15 protein-coding genes are annotated in these 20380 nt (G+C 67.1%); 12 read left to right on the top strand and 3 right to left on the bottom strand.

What is annotated here, in order from left to right; translation table 11 throughout:
* The first annotated feature begins 105 nt into the window (after positions 1 to 105).
* The 9 genes from NX780_RS08285 (at position 106) to NX780_RS08245 (ending at position 9785) form a co-directional block, all read left to right on the top strand.
* Positions 106 to 525: a hypothetical protein gene (locus NX780_RS08285; RefSeq protein ID WP_258827391.1), complete on the top strand. Its 420-nt coding sequence runs from the start codon at positions 106 to 108 to the stop codon at positions 523 to 525.
* Positions 526 to 630: 105 nt separating this feature from the next.
* Positions 631 to 1506: a universal stress protein gene (locus NX780_RS08280; protein ID WP_258827390.1), complete on the top strand. Its 876-nt coding sequence runs from the start codon at positions 631 to 633 to the stop codon at positions 1504 to 1506.
* A 24-nt stretch (positions 1507 to 1530) separates the two neighbouring features.
* Positions 1531 to 4449 carry a monovalent cation/H+ antiporter subunit A gene (locus NX780_RS08275; protein WP_258827389.1) on the top strand — a complete coding sequence of 973 codons (2919 nt, stop codon included), beginning with the start codon at positions 1531 to 1533 and terminating at the stop codon, positions 4447 to 4449.
* Complete coding sequence (locus NX780_RS08270) at positions 4449 to 4793, top strand: Na+/H+ antiporter subunit C (RefSeq protein ID WP_258827388.1); 345 nt, start codon at positions 4449 to 4451, stop codon at positions 4791 to 4793. The genes NX780_RS08275 and NX780_RS08270 overlap by 1 nt, the downstream gene beginning before the upstream one ends.
* Positions 4790 to 6415, top strand: a complete 1626-nt coding sequence (locus NX780_RS08265) for a monovalent cation/H+ antiporter subunit D (protein WP_258827387.1) — start codon at positions 4790 to 4792, stop codon at positions 6413 to 6415. The genes NX780_RS08270 and NX780_RS08265 overlap by 4 nt, the downstream gene beginning before the upstream one ends.
* Positions 6412 to 6930, top strand: a complete 519-nt coding sequence (locus NX780_RS08260) for a Na+/H+ antiporter subunit E (protein ID WP_258827386.1) — start codon at positions 6412 to 6414, stop codon at positions 6928 to 6930. The genes NX780_RS08265 and NX780_RS08260 overlap by 4 nt, the downstream gene beginning before the upstream one ends.
* A complete protein-coding gene (locus tag NX780_RS08255; RefSeq protein WP_258827385.1) occupies positions 6914 to 7192 on the top strand; it encodes a K+/H+ antiporter subunit F in 279 nt (92 codons plus the stop codon). Before NX780_RS08260 ends, NX780_RS08255 begins: the two co-directional genes overlap by 17 nt.
* Positions 7189 to 7590: a monovalent cation/H(+) antiporter subunit G gene (mnhG, locus tag NX780_RS08250; RefSeq protein WP_258827384.1), complete on the top strand. Its 402-nt coding sequence runs from the start codon at positions 7189 to 7191 to the stop codon at positions 7588 to 7590. The genes NX780_RS08255 and mnhG overlap by 4 nt, the downstream gene beginning before the upstream one ends.
* Positions 7591 to 7745: 155 nt before the next feature.
* The gene (locus NX780_RS08245; protein ID WP_258827383.1) at positions 7746 to 9785 is read left to right on the top strand and encodes a GGDEF domain-containing protein; all 2040 of its coding nucleotides are present in this window, start codon (positions 7746 to 7748) and stop codon (positions 9783 to 9785) included.
* A gap of 7 nt (positions 9786 to 9792) precedes the next feature.
* Here the strand turns inward: NX780_RS08245 and NX780_RS08240 are convergent, their stop codons facing one another.
* Entirely contained in the window at positions 9793 to 10557 is a 765-nt protein-coding gene (locus tag NX780_RS08240; RefSeq protein WP_258827382.1) for an SDR family oxidoreductase, read from the bottom strand.
* A gap of 304 nt (positions 10558 to 10861) precedes the next feature.
* Between NX780_RS08240 and NX780_RS08235 the strand changes: the two genes are divergently transcribed.
* Positions 10862 to 12841, top strand: a complete 1980-nt coding sequence (locus NX780_RS08235) for a PKD domain-containing protein (RefSeq protein ID WP_258827381.1) — start codon at positions 10862 to 10864, stop codon at positions 12839 to 12841.
* Between the two features lie 79 nt (positions 12842 to 12920).
* Here the strand turns inward: NX780_RS08235 and ssb are convergent, their stop codons facing one another.
* The gene (gene ssb, locus NX780_RS08230; RefSeq protein WP_258827380.1) at positions 12921 to 13418 is read right to left on the bottom strand and encodes a single-stranded DNA-binding protein; all 498 of its coding nucleotides are present in this window, start codon (positions 13416 to 13418) and stop codon (positions 12921 to 12923) included.
* Positions 13419 to 13868: 450 nt separating this feature from the next.
* Here ssb and uvrA point away from each other — a divergent pair, with 450 nt between their 5' ends.
* Both uvrA and NX780_RS08220 read left to right on the top strand, forming a co-directional pair.
* The gene (gene uvrA / locus NX780_RS08225) at positions 13869 to 16718 is read left to right on the top strand and encodes an excinuclease ABC subunit UvrA (protein ID WP_258827379.1); all 2850 of its coding nucleotides are present in this window, start codon (positions 13869 to 13871) and stop codon (positions 16716 to 16718) included.
* A 182-nt stretch (positions 16719 to 16900) separates the two neighbouring features.
* Entirely contained in the window at positions 16901 to 19135 is a 2235-nt protein-coding gene (locus tag NX780_RS08220) for a S41 family peptidase (protein ID WP_258827378.1), read from the top strand.
* Between the two features lie 36 nt (positions 19136 to 19171).
* Here the strand turns inward: NX780_RS08220 and NX780_RS08215 are convergent, their stop codons facing one another.
* Positions 19172 to 20380: a cyanophycinase gene (locus tag NX780_RS08215; RefSeq protein WP_258827377.1), complete on the bottom strand. Its 1209-nt coding sequence runs from the start codon at positions 20378 to 20380 to the stop codon at positions 19172 to 19174.

The raw sequence follows: 20380 nt of genomic DNA, 5'->3' as shown, positions 1-20380 counted from the left end.
GAACCGGCCGCGCACGGCCGCTTTTACCTCGCTTTACATTTGCCGCCCTGCGCCCCGTTCGGAGCACTGCCGTTAATCAGGGAAGACGTTCATGGAAGGAGCACGATGGTCACGAGTATTACTGGCACCGCCCAGGCGCAGGCAGCGCAGGCGCCGGTGAAGAAAACACAGGCGGAAGAAGTGGCGGTGGCCTCGCCGGCGGCGCAGGAAACCGGGAGCGACAGCGTCAATACGGACAGCGTCGAGACGCAGAGCGCGCTCTCGAGTGCCACCGCACGGGTAGGCGATGAGCTGGGGGCGCAGGCGAATGCCGCGCGCGTCGCCCGCGCTTCGACCTCGAGCGGCACCGAGTCCGCCGACTACATCGCCGAGGCCGATACCAACTCGGACAAGAAGATCAGCGACCAGGAACGCATCGCCTACGAGAAGAAGCTGGAACAGCAGGCGCAGGACAAGTCCGGCGCGGTACAGAAGGCCTATGGCCTGGTCGACGACAGCGCACCGGCGGTCAGCGCCACCGCTTGAGAAGGATGGTTTGCTGCGTTGACCTGAAGTAATGGGTTGCCTTAACCCATGCAAAAAAAGTAAAGTGGACGCATTTGCCACTTTGTTCCAGCATGGAGGTAAGGCGTGAACGACAGCAGCCGCGGCCCCTGGCCCCAGCACCTGCTGCTCGCCACGGACCTGTGCGCGCGCTGCGACCGCCCACTGGACCGTGCGAAGCAGCTGGCCCTCGAATGGCAGTCCGAGCTCGTCATCCTGACGGTGCGCGAAGGTCCGCGCACACCCGAGGAAGTCGCTTCCTGGCTTGACCGCGACGGCGCGACCCAGGCATTCGAGCTGGCCGCGCGCCGCGAACTGGACGAGGAATTCCAAGATAGCGGCGTCGCCCCAAGCCTGCGGGTGGTCGAGGGCGACGTCACCGACGGCATCCTGGACGTCGCGGGGGCGATGGAGGACGCGCTGGTCGTCACCGGCGCATCTAGCGAGGACAACTTCCAGCAACTCATCCTCGGTTCGACCGCCGAACGCCTGGCCCAGGACCTGGCCCACCCGCTGCTGGTGGTGCGCCAGCGTACGCGCGGGCCCTACCAGCGCATCCTGGTGGCCAACGATTTCTCGAGCGCCGCACGCCGCGCCCTCGAAACCGCCGCGCGCCTGTTCCCGGAGCGCCGCATCGTCCTCTTTCACGTGCTCGAGGCCCTGGCCGAACCGGTCGCCGGGGCGGTGCAGGAGGCCTTGGCGGCGAGCGAACGCTTCCTCGACGATTGCCTGCTCGCGCCCGGCGCCCGCGCCCACATCTCCACCTTCATCGGCCACGGCAGCGTGCGCGACACCATCGCCCGCTACGCGCTGGAGCAGGCGACCCAGCTGGTGGTGCTGGGCGTGCATCCGCAATCCGGGCTGGCGCGCATGTTCATGGGCAGCCGCAGCGAAGAGCTGCTGCAGCACCTGGCCTGCGACACGCTGCTGCTGCGCTCGCGCGAGGACCACGACGATGGCTGACCGACCCGTGCCAGGTGAGCGCTGATGCTGCTCCTGCTCGTCCTCCTGCCCTTCGGCGCCGCCTTCCTGGCGGCCTGCATGCCGTCAAACTCACGCCACCGCCCGGCCGCCGTCTCCGCCCTTGCCACCCTCGCGGCCCTGATCCTCGCCGTCACCCAGTTCGACCGCATCGCCATCGGCGAGGTGCCGCAGGAACGCCACCCCTGGCTGCCCAGCTTCGGGCTCGACATCATCCTGCGCATGGACGGCCTGGCCTGGGTCTTCACCATCATGGTGCTCGGCATCGGCGTGCTGGTGCTGCTGTACGCGCGCTACTACATGTCCAGGCGCGACCCGGTGGCGCGCTTCTATGCCTACATCATGGCCTTCATGGGCTCGATGCTGGGCGTGGTCCTGTCAGGGAACCTGATCCAGCTAGTGGTGTTCTGGGAGCTCACCAGCGTCACCTCCTTCCTGCTGATCGGCTACTGGCAGGAGCGCAACGACGCCCGCCGCGGCGCGCGCATGGCCTTCACCGTGACCACCGTCGGCGGCCTGTGCCTGCTGGCCGGGGTGCTGCTGCTCGGGCAGATGGCGGGCAGCTACGAGCTGGAAAGGGTGATTGCGGCCGGCAACGCGATCCGTGCCCACGACTGGTACCTGCCGGCGCTGGTGCTGGTGACCCTGGGCGCCCTGACCAAGAGCGCGCAATTCCCCTTCCACTTCTGGCTGCCGCACGCGATGGCCGCGCCCACGCCGGTCTCCGCCTACCTGCACTCGGCCACGATGGTGAAGGCCGGGGTCTTCCTCCTGATGCGCCTGTGGCCGGCGCTGGCGGGCACCGAAGCCTGGTTCTGGATCCTCGCCGGCGCCGGCGTCTGCACCCTGCTGATCGGCTCCTTCTTCGCCATCTTCCAGCACGACATGAAGGGCCTGCTCGCCTACTCGACCATCAGCCACCTGGGCCTGATCACGGTGTTGATGAGCATCGGCACCCCGCTGTCGGTGGTGGCGGCCATCTTCCACACGATGAACCACGCGGTGTTCAAGGCATCCCTCTTCATGGCGGTCGGCATCGTCGACCACGAGAGCGGCACCCGCGACATGCGCATGCTGCGCGGCCTCAGGCGCGCCATGCCGCACACGGCGGCGCTGGCCATCGTCGCCAGCGCGGCGATGGCGGGCGTGCCCCTGATGAACGGCTTCCTGTCAAAAGAAATGTTCTTCGCCGAGACCATGATCGTCGGCGGTACCGAGAACTGGTGGATGTCGGTGGCGGCCGTCCTCATGGGGCTGTTCAGCGTGGTGTATTCGCTGCGCTTCATCAGCGTCTTCTTCGGTCCCCTGGCGCATGACCTGCCGGAGACGCCGCACGAGCCGGCGCGCTGGATGCGCGTGCCCATCGAGTGCCTGGTGCTGCTGTGCATCGCGGTGGGTGTGATGCCCGAGCGCGTGGTGGGCGACGTGCTGGCGGTGGCGGCCGGCTCGGTGCTCGGCCCCACGCTGCCGGAGTACAGCCTGGCGATCTGGCATGGCGTGAACCTGCCTTTGATGATGAGCGTGGCCGCGCTGGGCGGCGGCGTGCTGTGCTACCTCCTGCTGCGCAACCGCTTCGAGCTGCGCGAGCGCGACCGGGTGCCGGTGCTGCACCGCCTGAAAGGCGCGCAGATGTACGAGAACACCATGCTCGGCCTGTCATCCGGCGCGGCCTGGCTGCTGCGCTGGACCGGCACCCGCCGCCTGCAGCCCCAGCTCCTGGTGCTCATGATGGCGATGGTACTGGTGCCGCTGCTGCTGGCGCGACCGGTGCACGATCTCGTGACGCCTTCGCTGCTGGACGCCGACCCGCTGTTCGCCATGCTCTGGCTGATCGGCGCCGGCTGCGCCGTGGCCGCCGCCTGGCAGGCCAAGTACCACCGCCTCACCGCCCTGGCGCTGGTGGGCGGCACCGGCATGGTCACGAGCATCACCTTCCTGTGGTTGTCGGCGCCCGACCTGGCGCTGACCCAGCTGATGGTCGAGACGGTGACCACGGTGCTGGTCCTGCTCGGCCTGCGCTGGCTGCCGCCGCGCTTCCAGCCCGAGCACCTGAAGGGGCGCGTCCCGCTGGGGTCCTGGCTGCGGCGCTCGCGCGACCTGGGCGTGGCCCTGCTCGGCGGGCTGGCCCTGGCCGCCGCCAGCTATGCGGTGCTGACCCGCCCCGGCATCACGAGCCTGCGCGACTTCTTCGTGCAGCGCGCCTTGCCCGAAGGGGGCGGCGCCAACGTCGTGAACGTGCTGCTGGTCGACTTCCGCGGCTTCGACACCATGGGCGAGATCACCGTGCTGTCGGCGGTGGCCCTGACCGTGTATGCGCTGCTGCGGCGCTTCCGTCCGGCCCCGGAGAGCGTCGCGATTCCCGTGCAGCAGGCCAACGACGTCGATCCGGCGGTGAACCAGAAACCGGCGCAGCAGGCACGCGATGGCTACCTGATGGTGCAGGCCGTCTACCTGCGCCTGCTGCTGCCGGTAATGGGCGTGATCGCCGTCTACTTCTTCATGCGCGGCCACAACCTGCCGGGCGGCGGCTTCGTCGCCGGCCTGATCTTCGCCACCGCCCTGATCGTGCAGTACATGGTGGCCGGCACCGACTGGGTCGAATCGCACCTGCGCCTGCGGCCGCACCGCTGGATCGGCCTCGGCCTGGTTTCCGCCTGCGGTACCGGCATCGGCGCCTGGCTGTTCGGCTACCCTTTCCTGACCAGCCATACCGCCCATGTGACGCTGCCGCTGCTGGGCGAGCTGCACATTCCCTCGGCCTTCGTGTTCGACCTCGGCGTCTTCCTGGTGGTGGTCGGCACCACCATGCTGATCCTGGTCGCCCTGGCCCACCAGTCTCTGCGCAGCCGGCGCACCCCGGCCAGCGCCTCGCGCAGCGCGGCCGCCGTCGCAGCGGCCCTGCCCCCTGCCAAGGAGATCCAGTAATGGAAGCCGTGCTCGCCATCACCATCGGCATCGTCTTCGGCTCGGGCATCTGGCTGATCCTGCGCCCGCGCAGCTTCCAGGTGCTGATCGGGCTGATGCTGATGTCCTATGCCGTGAACCTCTTCATCTTCGCCATGGGCCGCCTGAGCGTGGACCGGCCGCCCCTGACGCCCGCAGGGACGCCGCCCGACCCGGCGCTGCTCGCCGACCCGGTGCCGCAGGCCCTGGTGCTGACCGCCATCGTGATCGGCTTCGCCACCACGGCGCTCTACCTGGTCGTCATGATCGGGGCGCGCGGCCTGACCGGCACCGACCACGTGGACGGGGAGGAACCGGAAGAATGAGCCTGGACTGGACCCGCCACCTCGTGATCGTCCCGGTGCTGCTGCCGCTGCTGTGCGGCGCGCTGCTCGCGCCGCTCACCCAGGGCCGGCACCGGCTGAAGTTCGTCGCCAGCTACGGCTCGGCCCTGCTGCTGCTCGCGAACGCGCTGGCGCTGGTGTGGCTGACCGACGCCCAGTGGCCGGGCGGTGTCGGGGTCTACCTCGCCGCCAACTGGGCCGCGCCCTTCGGCATCGCCCTGATGGCCGACCGCCTGTCCAGCATGATGCTGGTGCTCACCGCCCTGCTGGCCCTGTGCGCCCTGCACTACGCGCAGCCGCGCTGGAGCCGCATCGGCGTGCACTTCCATTCGCTGTTCCAGTTCCTGCTCATGGGGATCAACGGCGCCTTCCTGACCCACGACCTGTTCAACCTCTTCGTCTTCTTCGAGGTGATGCTGGCGGCCTCCTATGGCCTGGTCCTGCACGGCTACAACGTGGCGCGCCTGCGCGCCAGCATGCAGTACATCGCCATCAACCTGGCCGCCGCCCTGCTGTTCCTGATCGGGGTGGCGATGATCTACGCCACCACGGGCACCCTCAACATGGCCGACCTGGCCGCCCGCGCGCCCGCCCTTGCCGGTCCGGAGGCCGGCCTGCTGCGCACCGGGGTGGCCGTGCTGGCCCTGGCCTTCCTCGTGAAAGGCGCCATGTGGCCGCTGGGCTTCTGGCTGCCGACCACGTATGCGGCCGCCTCGCCGCCGGTGGCCGTGATGCTGGTCCTGATGACGAAGGTGGGCGCCTACGTGATCCTGCGCATCTGGCTGCTGGTGTTCGGCCTGGAGGCCGGCCCGGCGGCGCACTTCGGCTACGGGGCCCTGCTATGGGGCGGCATGGCGACCATCGTGTTCGGCGCGGCCGGCATGCTGGCCACCGACACGGCGGGCCGCATGGCCGGCTATGCGGCCATCGTCTCCTCGGGCACGCTGCTGGCGGTGATCGGCTACGGCGAGCCGCTCTTGGTAACGGCGGGGCTGTATTACTACCTCGCCTCGACGATCGCGATCGCCGCCTTCGTGCTCCTGATCGAACTGGTCGACCGCATCCGCACGCCGGGCGCGGCGATGCTGGCCCTGACCATGGAGGCCTATGCGGTCGAGGACATGCCGGCCGAGCCGAAAGGCAAGGGCGTGCCGGCCGCGATGGCCTTCCTGTCGCTGGCCTTCGCCGCCTGTTCATTGACCATCGCAGGCCTGCCGCCACTATCGGGTTTCGTCGCCAAGTTCGGCATGTTCCACGCCCTGCTGCAGCCGGGCGCGGATGGCGGCCCCATCGGCCCCATGGGCTGGTCGCTGATGGCCCTGATCATCCTGTCCGGCCTGGTCGCCATCGTGTCCCTGATGCGCTTCGGCGTGCGCACCTTCTGGGCCGCCGAGATCGTCGGCCCGCCGCGCCTGCACACGGCCGAGGTGATGCCGGTGGCGGCCCTGCTGCTGGTCTCGGTCGTGCTGACGATCCAGGCGCAGCCCGTGTTCTCCTACCTGGCGCGGGCGGGCGCCGACATCCACCGCCCGCAGCTCTACATCGATGCGGTGCTGGGCGCGCCGCCGGTGCCGGGACCGGTATCGCAGGAGGAGACGCCATGACGCCCTGGCTGCCCTGGCCCGTCGTGTCGCTCCTGCTCTGCGCACTGTGGCTGCTGCTGAACCAGGCGCTCGACCCGGCCAACCTGCTGTTCGGCGCGCTGCTCGGCATCGCCGTGCCGCTGCTCACGCGCCGCCTGCAGCCGCTCGGTTATCCGCGCCTGCGCAAGCCGCTGGTCTTCCTGCGCCTGATCGGCATGGCCTCCGTCGAAGTGGTGCGCTCCTGCCTGAACGTCTGCCAGATCATCCTGTTCCGGGACTACAAAACGGTCAGGGCCGAGTTCATGCGCGTCCCCCTGCACCTGCGCGACCCCTACGGCCTCGCCATGCTGTCCTGCCTCATCAACATGACGCCCGGGACGGTGTGGGTGGAGCTGCTGCCGGACACGCACGAGCTGTCCCTGCACGTATTCGACCTGCACGACCAGCAGTGGTGGATCGACACCATCAAGAACCGCTACGAGCGGCCGCTGATAGAAATCTTCGAATCGGAGACTGACGATGCAAACCCTGCTTGAACTGGCGATCGGCTACGCCCTCGTGTGCGTGCTGGTGGCGATGGCCTTCTGCGCCGTGCGCTTGCTCATCGGCCCCTCGGCCCATGACCGCGTGCTGGCCCTGGATACCCTGTGGATGTGCGGGATGCTGCTGGCCCTGGTGCTGGGCATCCGCTTCGGCACCCAGGTCTATTTCGAGGCGGCGATCCTGATCGCGCTGGTGGGCTTCGTGTCGACCATCGCCATGGCGAAGTTCCTGATGCGCGGGGAGATCATCGAATGAAGGGCATCGAATCCATTCCGGCCTGGGCCGCCCTGCCGGTGGCCCTGCTGCTGGTGCTGGGCGCCAGCATCATCCTGACCGGCGCGCTGGGCCTCCTGCGCCTGCCGACCTTCTACCAGCGCATGCACGGGCCGGCGATTACCATCACCCTGGGCGCGGGCTGCCTGCTGCTGGCCTCGATGCTCTACTTCACGGTGGAACAGTCGCGCCTCGTGATCCATGAACTCATCATCGCGATCTTCCTGCTGCTGACGGCGCCGGTGGTGGCGATGACGATCATGCGCGCGGCGGTTTATCGCGACCTGCGGGCACGCAAGCATGATGCGGGGGCGACGGCGGGCAATGTCTACGTCATTCCTGAAGAACCGGACGATAGCGCCCCCGGCCGCCGGAGCTGAGCCGGCAAAGTGGTGCGTGATTACAGCGTGATAACGTTGTGTTGCATAAGCACATCAGGCAGCGCTTGCAGGGCCCCGCCTGAAGTGATTTCAGTAAGGAAATATGCGTTTCCACCTGATAATTGGCAACGTACACATTTCGCTGTCTCGTCCGCATGCCACGCCTGCCCCGCCTTTCATCCCTCCTTCTTCTTGCCGCCTTGAGCGCCGGTGTACCCGCCCATGCGGCCGCACCGGACGTGGCGAGGGTGCGCGCGGAGCTGCATGCGATCCAGTCCCTGGCCGAGCGCTCCACCGATGCCGCCCTGCTCAGGCTGGAAGCCCTGCAGGCCTCGGTGCCGGAAACGGCTCCCTATGCATTGCGCCAGGAGCTGCTGCGCGCCGAAGTCTGGATCAGGGAAGACGCCGGTCAACTGGAACAATCCTATGCGGCAGAACGCAAGGCTTACCAGCTTGCCCTGGCCAACAAGGACCGCGCGGGCGCGACGCGCGCGCGCTTGGGTGAAGTACGCCAATTGCTCGACCAAAACCGCACGGACGGGGCGCAGGCCGTACTGGACGATATCCGCAACGGAGCGCCAGCCGATGTTCCCGCCAGCGTCCGCGCGCTGATCGACAGCATCCAGGGCGATATCCACAATGCCAAATCGCGCTTCGACAAGGCGCTCGCTTCCTACCTGTCCGCGCTGAAGCTGCTGCAGGGAGACCTGGCCGCCGGCGACCACCGCACCTCGCTGTACGGCCGCATCGCCCAGGTCTACGTGAACAGCGACCATGCGGAGAAAGCGGTCGAGACCACGCGCCAGGGCCTGGCCGAGCCAGGCATCACCCCGCGCGCCAGCGCCTCGCTGTGGCTCACCGAGGGCATCGCCATGATCCGCCTGGACCGCGGCAAGGAAGGTATCGCCGCCTTCCAGCAGGCCCTCGGCCTTGCCGAGCAGGCCGGACTGGACGGCATGGAGGGCTCCATCCGCGGCAATATCTCCGATTACTACCTGCGCCAGCACGACTACCCGCGCGCCGAACTGGAGGCCCGCAAGGCCCTGGAGGTATCGTTGCGGGTCAAGGACGACAACCTGATCCTCATGGCCAAGGCCAATCTCGGCTTCGGCCTGATGGGCCAGGGCAAGAGCGCGGAGGCCCTGCCCCTCATCGACGCCGTCATCGCCCAGCTGCGCAAGGCCGGCGCCGTGGCGGACGTGGAGGCCATGCTGGACGAGAAGGGCCGCATGCAGGAGGCGGCCGGCCAGTACCGGCAGGCGCTGGCCACGGTCCGCGAGCAACAGGCCTTGCAGCTGAGCAGCGCCCGCAGCGCACGCGACCGTGCGATTGCCGCCCTGCAGGAAGAATTCGACGCCAGCCAGCGCACCCGGCAGATCGCCATGCTCAAACGCGAGAACGAGCTGAAGGATGCCGAGCTGGACAGCCGGCACCGGGCCCAGCTCGCCACCGGCTTCGCCGCCGTCCTGACCGTGCTGGCCTGCGCCGTCGTCTACCTGCTGTACCGCCGCGCGGCGCGCAGCAACGCGCAGCTGCAAACGCTCAACCGCCAGCTGGAATACCACTCGATGCGCGACGCCTTGACCGGGCTGCACAACCGCCGCTCCTTCCTGGAAAAGATGCAGGCCAGGAGCGGCCGCGCCAGGGCAGAACGGCGCGCCTCGGCGCCGGGAGGTGTGGACTGCTTCGTGCTGATGGACATCGACCACTTCAAGAGCATCAACGACCGCTGGGGCCATGCGGTGGGCGACGCAGTGCTGGTCGAGGTGGCGAAGCGCCTGAACGCTGCCATGCGCGACAGCGACATGGTGGTGCGCTGGGGCGGCGAGGAATTCATGGTGTACGCCCCCGGCACCGATCCAGGCCACATCGCCGTGCTGGCTGCCAGGATCCTCGAGGCGATCGGCAGCGCGCCGGTCGACGCGGAGACTTGCACCGTTCCGGTCACCGTCACCGCCGGCGTGGTCTGGCTGCCGCAGGCGGCTGGCGGCGACATCGACTGGCAGTCCGCCACCCGCCTGGCCGACTGGGCGCTCTACCAGGGCAAGACGGGTGGCCGCAACCAGGCCCGCATCGTCAGCCGCCTGCACGCGCCGCCGGCAAGCGTGCTGGCCGCGCTCGATAGCGCCGGTGGCGTCGCGCCAGCCGGCCTGCTCGAGGTGGAGTGCGTGCCGGGTCCTCGACGCGCACCGTGAACTTCCCTCAGGTCTTGCTGATCGACGCGCCACCATCGACCAGCATGGCGGTGCCGGTCGTGAAACTGGAAGCATCGGACGCCAGGTAGAGCACCGAGCGCGCAATCTCCTGCGGCGTGGCGATACGCTTGAGGGCGTGCAGGCTTTCCACGAAGGCGCGTGCTTCCGGGGTGTTCGCCACTTCCCGTCCCATCGGCGTATCCGTCCCGCCGGGCAGGATGGCATTGACGCGGATGCCCTGTCTGCCAACCTCGCTGGCCAGCGCCCGCGTCAATCCGATCAGGCCGGCCTTGCTTGCCGCATAAGCCGCCATGTTCGGCATGCCGACCGTGTGGCCAACAAACGTCGAGGTGAAGATCAGGGAACCCTGGCCACGCGCCGCCATCGCCGGGATCTGGTACTTCGCGGCGAGGAAGGCGCTCGTCAGATTGACGTCGACGGTCTCGCGCCATTCGTCCAGCGTCAGGTCCGGCGCAGGCCGCATTGCACCCAGCGTGCCGGCATTGTTGAAGGCGATGTCGAGGCCGCCGAAGCGCGCGAGCGCCAGCTCGACCGCCGCCTTCAACAATGCCTCGTCGGCGACATCGCCCGCGCAGGCGACCGCTTCGGCGTCGTCGGCGGCCAGCTCCGCAAGCAGGGCATCGAGCCCGGCCTGGCGGCGCGCCACCAGCACCAGTTTCGCGCCCTCGCGGGCGAACAGCTTTGCCGTCTCGTAGCCGATGCCGGAGCTGGCGCCCGTGATGATCGCTACCTTGTCATCCAGTGATTTCATGTCCACTCCAAGTCGAAGAAAGAAGCGACAAGATAAGAGGACGCATCGACGTGCACTATCCGTTTCTTGCGGTCGAATGGGCGCGATTGGGCGAAAAATCCCACTCCTTGCGCAGTGACATTCAATACTGGGTCGCAAGCATGATTGACTGAAAGCGTGCCGATGCTTGATCCAACGCATAGATAACGAGAGTGGCGCCTGCGCACGCCCATATGCCACATGCCTCAGGCTGGCGAGGATGAATGGCACGGTTCCCCGAGCATTCGTTGGAGCCTGCACTCCCGACCTTTACCTGGAGAATGACATGTCGCACACTCATCAAGCAGATCTCCCGAAACGACGTTTATTGCGGCTGCTTCCCTGCCTGTTCGGAAGCCTGGTCTGCGCCGGCGTGGCAGGCGCCGCGGAACCGCAAGCAAGTGCGCAGGCGCAGCACACGGCCGCGGCGCCGAAAGCCTATCGCGTGGTCAACCTGCTCCCCGGGGGATACAACTCGTATTCGACCTTCAATGCCAAGGACCAGATCGCCATTGGGTTCGAGGACGAGACCGAGGCGTCAAGCGCCTATTTTTACGACGGAAGAACGCTGCGCTTCATCGGTAATCTCGGCGGCTTCCAGACATACGTGAACGGCGTGAACGACGCCGGGGAAGTGGCCGGACGTTCCATTATTGCCAACGGGGTGTATCACGCATTTAAGTGGAGCCGGCAGGGTGGCATACGCGACCTGGGGACCCTGGACGGCACCGGGGTCTCGCAGGAAGGCGGGAATGAACCGATCAATAATCGAGGGCAGATCGTGGGCTTTTCCAGCACCCAGAGCGGACAAAACCAGGCCTTCCTATGGAGCCGGTCGGGGGGCATGCGCAACCTTGGCGGCTTGCCGGGCAACGAGTCGGGCGTCAGCATCGCCAATGCCATCAACGACGCCGGCATGGTCGTCGGCTACGCCTATGCCGCGGATGGCATCATGCACCCCTTCATCTGGACGCCCTGGTCGGGCATGACCGATATCGGCACACTCGGCGGTGTCCAGGCCTATGCTGTGGCAATCAGCGACGATGGCCTGGTCGCCGGCAACGCGCGCATCCCCGATTTCCGGAATCACATCTTCGTCTGGACGCGCAGGGGCGGACTCCGTGACCTCGGCACGTTGGGCGCTGCCGAATCGTACGTCTATGCGAAACCGATGAGCCCGAATGGCAACGTCGTCGGCAGCATCCGCTCCGCCGAAGAAGTCGATCGCGCGGTACTCTGGACGCGCACCCGGGGCCTGGTCGAGCTCGGCACCCTGGGCGGCTCGTACTCGGTTGCAATCGGGGTCAACAACAAGACCCAGGTCGTGGGCACAGCCACTGCCACCGAGTTCGGCATCCCCTCCGGCTTCATCTGGACTGCCAGGGACGGCATGATCGACCTGAACACGCGCTTGCGCAACCCACCGCCGGGCCTGGTCGTGTACCAGGGCCTGGTCATTTCCGAAAATGGCGTGATCCTGGCCTACAGCAACGTCGGGCTCGTCCTGCTCAAGCCCGACCGCGGTGGCTCCTGGCCGCACGCAGCCGGTCCGATCACCGCGCCCGACATGGTCGAGGTCGGTGCGCCGTTCGACGCTTCCGTCAGCTTTGCGGACGCGGACACGGCTGCGCGGCATAACGTGACCTGGTCCTGGGGCGACGGCAGCGGCGACCAGCAGGTCAATCCGCGCGAGGGCAAGGGCGTCGGCCATGCCGATGGCAGCCACCGCTATACGGCGCCGGGGATCTATACGGTGTCGGCCAAGGTCGGCGACCGCAGCGGACAAGGCCCGACGGTGAGCCGCACTGTGGTCGTATACGAGCGGGCAACCGGCACCGCGGGCGGCAGTGGATGGTTCGAGTCGCCGTCCGGGGCGAACCGGAAAGACCTCGGCCAGCCCGGCAGGGCCTACTTCAGCGTCTTCGCAGCGCCGGCAACGGGCGCCAAGGCGTCGGCCGCGAAAGCGATGCTGCGGTTCCGCGTGGGCACACTGAATTTCCGCAGCGAGAACATCAAACTGGTATCGGCCCAGCAAGCGCGCGCGCAGTTCGAAGGCAGCGGCAAGATCAACGGTGAGGGCGACTACCTGTTCAGGCTGACCACGACGGCGGGCAGCACGGCCGGCCAGGGGCAGCCGGACCGTATCGGCCTGAAAATCTGGCGTATCGATCCCCTTACCGGGAAAGAAGTGGTCAGCTACGACAATGACGGCACGGGCAAGGGAAGCCCGGTTCCCGCAACGCAGGGGAGGATCGTCCTGCAGTAAGGGTGCTGCGGGCCACGGCAATAAAAAAGGGAAGCCAGGTCACTGGCTTCCCTTTTATTCACTCGGCGTGAAACGCCACTCAGAACGGAATGTCGTCGTCCATGTCCGAGAAATTCGGCGCCGGACGCTGCGGCTGAGGGCGCGCTGCCGGTGCCGGCGGAGCCTGGCGCGGGGCCGGGCGCTGCTGCGGCTCGTAGCCACCGCCGTCGTCCATGCCCATGTCGTTGCCGCCACCCATGCCCTGGCGGCCGCCCAGCATCTGCATGTTTTCCGCGATGATGTCGGTCGCGTAGCGCTCGATGCCGTCCTTGTCGGTGTACTTGCGGGTCTGCAGGCGGCCTTCGACGTAGACCGAGGAGCCCTTCTTGAGGTACTGGCCGACGATCTCAGCCAGGCGGCCGAAGAAGGAAATGCGGTGCCATTCGGTCAGCTCTTTCTGTTCGCCGGTCTGGCGGTCCTTCGACTTGTACGAGGTGGCGACCGCGATGTTCGCGATTGCGTCGCCGCTCGGCATGTAGCGGATTTCCGGGTCGCGGCCGAGGTTGCCGACGATGATGACCTTGTTGACTGATGCCATGTTGATACTCCAATGAGTTTTGTAGAGCCCTGACTCTGCGTGTTGACCAAGCGTCAGGGAACGTAGTGCTGCAGCCAACTATTATGGGGCCGATGAGCAACTTAAAAAAGAGATTTTTTACGCCTCGCGCACGCACACGATTGAGCCGGATTGACAAGACCTGATGCGGACTTGACCCGCCCCTCGAAGAAAATTTTCACCTTCTGGCCGCTTTGTCATTGAAGAGGCCGCGAACCGGCCCACATACCCCTGACCCCGGTTTTTCCTGGGCAGCTTTCCTATGCCAAAAGGTCAAGGAAACGTATCCCAGCGGCACAAAACTGCTGGATGCATGTACAGCACTTCGAAAAACCAGCTACACTTATGGGTTCTCCCTGATTGGCCCGCTCACCGCCTCGGATCTTCGTGCGCCGGCCCTGCAAACTTTATTGAAAGCCTGCAAAAAGACTAATGGAAGAAATTCGAATCCGCGGCGCACGCACGCACAACCTGAAGAACATCAACCTCGACCTTCCGCGTAACAAGCTGATCGTCATCACGGGCCTCTCGGGTTCGGGCAAGTCGTCGCTCGCCTTCGATACCCTCTATGCCGAAGGCCAGCGCCGCTACGTCGAGTCGCTGTCGGCCTACGCGCGCCAGTTCCTGCAGCTGATGGAAAAGCCGGACGTCGACCTGATCGAAGGCCTGTCGCCGGCGATCTCGATCGAGCAGAAGGCGACCTCGCACAACCCGCGCTCGACCGTTGGCACCGTCACCGAGATCCACGACTACCTGCGCCTGCTGTACGCGCGCGTCGGCACGCCCTACTGCCCGGACCACCCGCACGAGCCGCTGGCCGCGCAGACCGTGTCGCAGATGGTCGACGCCGTTCTCGCCATGCCCGAAGGGACCAAGCTGATGATCCTGGCCCCGGTCGTGGCCAACCGCAAGGGCGAGCACAGCGACCTGTTCCAGACCATGCAGGCCCAGGGCTTCGTGCGCTTCCGCATCGCCAGCGGCGTCAACGCGGCCAAGATCTACGAGATCGACGAGCTGCCCAAGCTGAAGAAGACCGAGAAGCACACCATCGACGTCGTCATCGACCGCGTCAAGGTGAATGCCGAGATCAAGCAGCGCTTGGCCGAAAGCTTCGAGACCGCGCTGCGCCTGGCCGACGGCCGCGCCGTGGCCTACGAGATGGACACCGAGAAGGAAACCGTCTTCTCGAACAAGTTCGCCTGTAACGTCTGCGGCTATTCGCTGCAGGAGCTCGAGCCGCGCCTGTTCTCCTTCAATAACCCGATGGGCGCCTGCCAGGAATGCGATGGCCTGGGCCACATCGAGTTCTTCGATCCGAAGCGCATCGTCGCCTTCCCGCACCTGTCGCTGGCCTCCGGCGCCGTGAAGGGCTGGGACCGCCGCAACCAGTTCTACTACCAGATGCTGCAGAACCTGGCGGCCTACTACGACTTCGACCTCGACAAGCCTTTCGACTCGCTGCCGAAGTCGGCGCAAGAGGCCGTGCTGTTCGGCTCCGGTAAAACTTCGATCCCGTTCAGCTACGTCAACGAGCGTGGCCGCACCGTGATCCGCGAGCACACCTTCGAAGGCGTGGTGAACAACCTGCAGCGCCGCTACCGCGAGACCGACTCGATGGCGGTCAAGGAAGAGCTGGCGAAGTTCATCAACGAGAAGAAGTGCCCGGCCTGCGAAGGCGCACGCCTGCGCACCGAAGCGCGCTTCGTGAAGATCGGGCAGGGAGCCCAGCAGCGCGCCATCTATGAGGTTTCGGACAAGCCGCTGCGCGACACCCTGGCCTTCTTCGAGACCCTGGAACTGACCGGCGCCAAGAAGGACATCGCCGAGCGCGTCATCAAGGAGATCACGGCGCGCCTGAAGTTCCTGAACAACGTGGGCCTGGACTACCTGTCGCTCGACCGCAGCGCCGACACCCTGTCGGGCGGCGAGGCGCAGCGCATCCGCCTGGCCTCGCAGATCGGCTCCGGTCTCACCGGCGTGATGTACGTGCTCGACGAACCCTCGATCGGCCTGCACCAGCGCGACAACGACCGCCTGATCGCGACCCTGAAACACCTGCGCGACATCGGCAACAGCGTGCTGGTGGTCGAGCACGACGAGGATGCGATCCGCACCGCCGACTATATCGTCGACATGGGCCCGGGCGCCGGCGTGCACGGTGGCGCGGTGATCGCGGCCGGCTCGCTGTCGGAGATCATGCAGAGCGAGCATTCGCTGACCGCCCAATACCTGGACGGCCGCCGCAAGATCGAAGTGCCGAAGAAGCGCACCAAGATGGATCCTGCGCGCCAGCTGGTGATCACGGGCGCCAAGGGCAACAACCTGAAGAACGTGTCGCTCACGCTGCCGGTCGGCCTGATGACCTGCGTGACGGGCGTCTCGGGCTCCGGTAAATCGACCCTGATCAACGACACCCTGTACCCGGCCCTGTCGCGCCACCTCTACGGTTCGCAGACCGAGCCGGCCGAGCACGAGTCCATCCACGGCCTCGAGCACTTCGACAAGGTGATCTCGGTCGACCAGGCGCCGATCGGCCGCACCCCGCGTTCGAACCCGGCGACGTATACCGGCCTGTTCACGCCGATCCGCGACCTGTTCGCCACCGTGCCGACCGCGAAGGAACGCGGCTACTCGGCGGGCCGCTTCTCCTTCAACGTGAAGGGCGGCCGCTGCGAAGCCTGCCAGGGCGACGGCGTGATCAAGGTCGAGATGCACTTCCTGCCGGACGTGTACGTGCCTTGCGACGTCTGCCACGGCAAGCGCTACAACCGCGAGACGCTGGAAGTGCAGTACAAGGGCAAGAACATCACCGAAGTGCTGGAGATGACGGTCGAGGATGCGCACGAGTTCTTCAAGCCGGTGCCGGTCATCGCGCGCAAGCTGCAAACGCTGCTGGACGTGGGCCTCGGCTACATCAAGCTGGGCCAGAGCGCGACCACGCTCTCGGGCGGCGAGGCCCAGCGCGTGAAGCTGTCGCTGGAACTGTCCAAGCGCGATACCGGACGTACCCTGTACATCCTGGACGAGCCGACCACCGGCCTGCACTTCGCCGACATCGACCTGCTGCTGAAGGTGATCCACCGCCTGCGCGACCAGGGCAATACCCTGGCGATCATCGAGCACAACCTCGACGTGATCAAGACGGCGGACTGGATCGTCGACCTGGGTCCGGAAGGCGGCGCAGGCGGCGGCACCATCGTCGCCAGCGGCTCGCCGGAAGAAGTGGCAAAGAACAAGGCCAGCGTCACCGGCAAGTATCTGAAGCCTTTGCTGAAGGCATAACGCACGCATCGCCGGAAGAAGAAGGGCTGGGTGGATCACCCGGCCTTTTTTTTTCGCCATCCTGGTAGTTCTATCAGGATCAGAACGGCATCCTGATGCGCATTGCATTGACCTCTTCATCGTTCATGGCCAACATTGGCCAGGCAAGCCGGTTCCATGTACGCCAACCGAAAGACCTGCCAATGACAGCCATTTCCCTTCGTGTTGCCGCCTTCGCCGCGGGCGCCCTGCTGTGCTCACTGTCCGCGGCCGCGCCGCCCGCAGCGCGCACGCCTGCCGACCAGCGCCTGCTGGGACTCGCCGAGCTGTGGCGCGACGTCAAGTTCTACCATCCCGCGCTGGCGACAGCGAAGGTCGACTGGGACGCGGCGATGGCCAACAACCTGCCGGCCCTCCAGGCCGCCAGGACGCCGCAGGAACTGCAGACGGCGCTCGCGCAGCTGATGGCCCCCTTGGGCGGCCCGGAGCTGCCCTTCGCACCCTACCAGCCGGCGCCTTACCTGCCGCGCGACGCCGCCGCCTCACCCGTCGAGTGGCTGCCGGGGGAGCTGGCGCTGGTGCGCCTGCACCATGCCACCAACCGCAGCGAAGACACCGCACTTGTCGCCGCCCAGCGCGAAATCGTCGCGCGCGCCCGCGGGGTCATCGTCGACCTGCGGCCCGACGGACCCGCGGTCGTCGAGGAACGCGTACTGCAGCAGCTGGCCGCGCAGCTGATCGACAGCCCGGTGCAACTGCCCGCCGTGCGCTACCGGACGCATTCGGGCTACAGGCCGCAGCGCGGCGACTCGAGCGGGAACTACCGTTCCGGTTTCGAGATCATGGAAAGCGATCTCCTGTCCCCCTCACGCACGGCGCGCCCCGTGCCGCTCGTCTTCATCGTCAACAATCGCCGTCCCCTTTCCCCGGTCGCCCTGGCCCTGCAACGGCGCGGCCAGGCGCGGATCGTCGCGCAGGGCGGCCTGTCGGTGGCAACGCTGCTGCCCCACCGTGCCGTGATGGTCGAGGAAGGGGTGGCGGTCCGCTTCCCCGTCGGCGAGCTGGTCTACGAGGATGGCAGCACCGGCATGGCCGCGGATGCGTCACCGCCCGTCGACCAGGCTGCCGGCGCCGACAGCCCTGCGGTCAAGCTTGCCGTCAAGCTGCTCGGCGAGGGAAAACGACCCGGCGCGCCGGACTATCCGCGGCTGGCCGCGATGCCCATGCGCATGGTCGAAAAGCCCTACCCGGACATGCAGCTGCCCACGCTGGCATGGCGCCAGCTGGCCGTGATCAAGCTGTGGGCGGTCGCCGACACCTTCTTCCCCTACAAGGAAGGGATGGCGCAACCGTGGCAGGACAGCCTGGTTCCCTTCCTGCGCCGGATGGAACAGGTGAACAGCCCGCTCGACTATGCGCTGGTCCTGCAGCAGATGGCGGCCACGCTCCAGGACAGCCATGTGGGCCTGCGCAGCGCCGAGATCGACAAATACCTCGGCCTGGCCGCGCCCGGCGTGCGGCTGGCACGCGTCGAGGGCAAGATTGCGGTCGTCGGCCTGGATGCCGCCGGCGCGGCCGGCCAGGCCGGCCTGCAGCGGGGCGACGTGGTGCTAAGCGTCGACGGCGAGGACGCAGACGCGCGGGCGCGGCGCCTCGCCGACCTGCTGGGTGGATCGACGCCCGCCGGACGCGACCTGAAAGGATTGGGCAATATGCTGCGCGGCGAAGAGGGCAAGGCTGCCGTGCTCCAGGTCGAGCGCGGCGACGGCCAGGTCCGGACCGTCTCGCTCATGCGGTCGGCGTCGGCCCGCCCAGCCCCGCCCTCGGCGGCGCCCTACCGCCTGCTGGATGCGCGCATCGGCTACGCCGACCTGAACTTGCTGCAGCCGCAGCAGATCGACGCGATGTTCGACGCCCTCGGCCAGACCGACAGCCTGATCCTGAACATGCGCGGCTATCCGAAGGGGACAGGCTGGATGCTCGCGAGCCGCCTGAACGTGCGCGGGGCGCGCAGCGGGGCCGCCTTCATGCGCCCGGTCGCTTCAGCAATGGGCGGCCGCGAGCCTGCGCGCCAGGCCTCCCTCCAGCCGATCATGCCGTCCAAACATGCGCCGTATTCCGGCAAGGTGATCATGCTGCTTGACGAAACCTCGATCAGCCAGGCCGAGCATACCGCCCTGTTCGTCGAGGCGGCCACCCCGGTCACCTTCATTGGCGGCGTCACATCGGGGACCAATGGCGATGTCACCAACACCCTGCTGCCCGGGAATATCGTAGTGGGCTTCACCGGCCAGGAGGTACGCCATGCGGACGGCAGGCCGCTGCAGCGCGTCGGCATCCAGCCGCACATTCCCAGCGCACCGACCCTGGCGGGGCTGCGCGCCGGACGAGACGACGTGCTCGAACGCGCGCTCACATTCGCACGCAGCGGCAAGTGAGGCAAGGCCGCCACCAGTGCGGTGGCGGCGCTTCCTTCATTCGACCGTATACAGCGGCTGTTGCATCTTCACCGGCCGCACATCCATCCTGATCCGGTAGATCGACCAGGCATCTTCGCGATTGGTCACGTACTCCCGGCTGTCCGGTGCGCGCGAGAAGGTGAACTCGAAGCCGCGCTCCGGCGCCTTGCTGGTCGGGCCTTCGAAGGCCAGGCCCGTGGCGCGTTCCAGGTTGCTGTCGACGAGCTTCTCGAGCAGGTTGACCACCGAGGTGTTCCCCAGGATGTCGGTGTAGAACAGGGCCTCGCGGTACTCGCGCATGTTCCGGTCGACCGGCTCCTTGCCCTTGCTCGGCACATAGGTCCGGCTCACCAGGTTGAAGGTGTCGCCGTTGTCCACGTAACTGATGCGGGCATTGGACAGGTTGAAGATGGGCTGCTTCGGGTCCGTGCTCGCCTCGGTCAGATCGAGCACCAGGGCGCCCGTATAGCCGATCACCGACACCTCGCGGTCGGGCCCGACCACGGCGGCGGTGTTCTCGTCGATGCCGAGCCCCAGCTTGTAGCCCTTCTTCAGCATCGCCGGCAGCATGCGCGCGAAGCGGCCGCGCACCAGCAGATGCTGGTCGATGAAGACGTCGTCGCCGATGAAGCCCAGGCCCGGCGCGATGTCCTTGCCGTCGACCACGCCGTGCTTGAGGATGGGGATCACGTCCAGCGGCGGATCGTAGAACATGGTGCTGCTCATGATGGCCGCGCCCGCGCTGGTGCCGGCGATCACGCCGCCGCGCCGGTACTGGGACCACAGGGCGTCCAGCACCGCGCTGTTGCTGCCGTCCTGGCGCCGTAGCGATCCCGTGATGCGCGCCTGGTCGCCGCCCGTGAAGAAGACCCCGCCGGCATTGCGCACCGCGTCCGCAATGGCCGGGTCCTCGGCCGCCTTGCGCGCGTCGGTGCCGGCCAGGCGCGGCGCGAGCGGCACCATGAAGGCCTGGGCGCCGTAGCGGTTCAGGAAGGCCACGGCATTGCCTCCTTCGCGCGCGGGGTTCTCGGCGGCGGTCGGGAACACGGCGATGCGCGCGCCCTTGCCGCCGGCGAGCAGCACGATCTTTTCCCATACCGCCGCATTCTCGGGGCGCAGGCCGCCGCCGATGATGACGAGGGAGCCCTTCGGCGGCTCCGCGGCCAGGCCGGCGCCGATGCCGCCGAAGGCCAGCGCCAGCCCAAACATAAGCTGCTTCAGCAT

It is taken from the genome of Massilia agri (assembly GCF_024753255.1).
Classification (GTDB): domain Bacteria; phylum Pseudomonadota; class Gammaproteobacteria; order Burkholderiales; family Burkholderiaceae_D; genus Telluria; species Telluria agri.
Note: the sequence above shows the minus strand (reverse complement) of the source record. Positions and strands in the feature narration are given on the sequence as shown.

Bases quoted from the DNA above. Each gene is read 5' to 3' on its own strand.
- NX780_RS08285 (WP_258827391.1), top strand. From the start codon at position 106: ATGGTCACGAGTATTACTGGCACCGCCCAGGCGCAGGCAGCGCAGGCG.
- NX780_RS08275 (WP_258827389.1), top strand. From the start codon at position 1,531: ATGCTGCTCCTGCTCGTCCTCCTGCCCTTCGGCGCCGCCTTCCTGGCG.
- NX780_RS08270 (WP_258827388.1), top strand. From the start codon at position 4,449: ATGGAAGCCGTGCTCGCCATCACCATCGGCATCGTCTTCGGCTCGGGC.
- NX780_RS08265 (WP_258827387.1), top strand. From the start codon at position 4,790: ATGAGCCTGGACTGGACCCGCCACCTCGTGATCGTCCCGGTGCTGCTG.
- NX780_RS08260 (WP_258827386.1), top strand. From the start codon at position 6,412: ATGACGCCCTGGCTGCCCTGGCCCGTCGTGTCGCTCCTGCTCTGCGCA.
- NX780_RS08255 (WP_258827385.1), top strand. From the start codon at position 6,914: ATGCAAACCCTGCTTGAACTGGCGATCGGCTACGCCCTCGTGTGCGTG.
- mnhG (WP_258827384.1), top strand. From the start codon at position 7,189: ATGAAGGGCATCGAATCCATTCCGGCCTGGGCCGCCCTGCCGGTGGCC.
- NX780_RS08245 (WP_258827383.1), top strand. From the start codon at position 7,746: ATGCCACGCCTGCCCCGCCTTTCATCCCTCCTTCTTCTTGCCGCCTTG.
- NX780_RS08240 (WP_258827382.1), bottom strand. From the start codon at position 10,557: ATGAAATCACTGGATGACAAGGTAGCGATCATCACGGGCGCCAGCTCC.
- NX780_RS08235 (WP_258827381.1), top strand. From the start codon at position 10,862: ATGTCGCACACTCATCAAGCAGATCTCCCGAAACGACGTTTATTGCGG.
- ssb (WP_258827380.1), bottom strand. From the start codon at position 13,418: ATGGCATCAGTCAACAAGGTCATCATCGTCGGCAACCTCGGCCGCGAC.
- uvrA (WP_258827379.1), top strand. From the start codon at position 13,869: ATGGAAGAAATTCGAATCCGCGGCGCACGCACGCACAACCTGAAGAAC.
- NX780_RS08220 (WP_258827378.1), top strand. From the start codon at position 16,901: ATGACAGCCATTTCCCTTCGTGTTGCCGCCTTCGCCGCGGGCGCCCTG.
- NX780_RS08215 (WP_258827377.1), bottom strand. From the start codon at position 20,380: ATGCTGAAGCAGCTTATGTTTGGGCTGGCGCTGGCCTTCGGCGGCATC.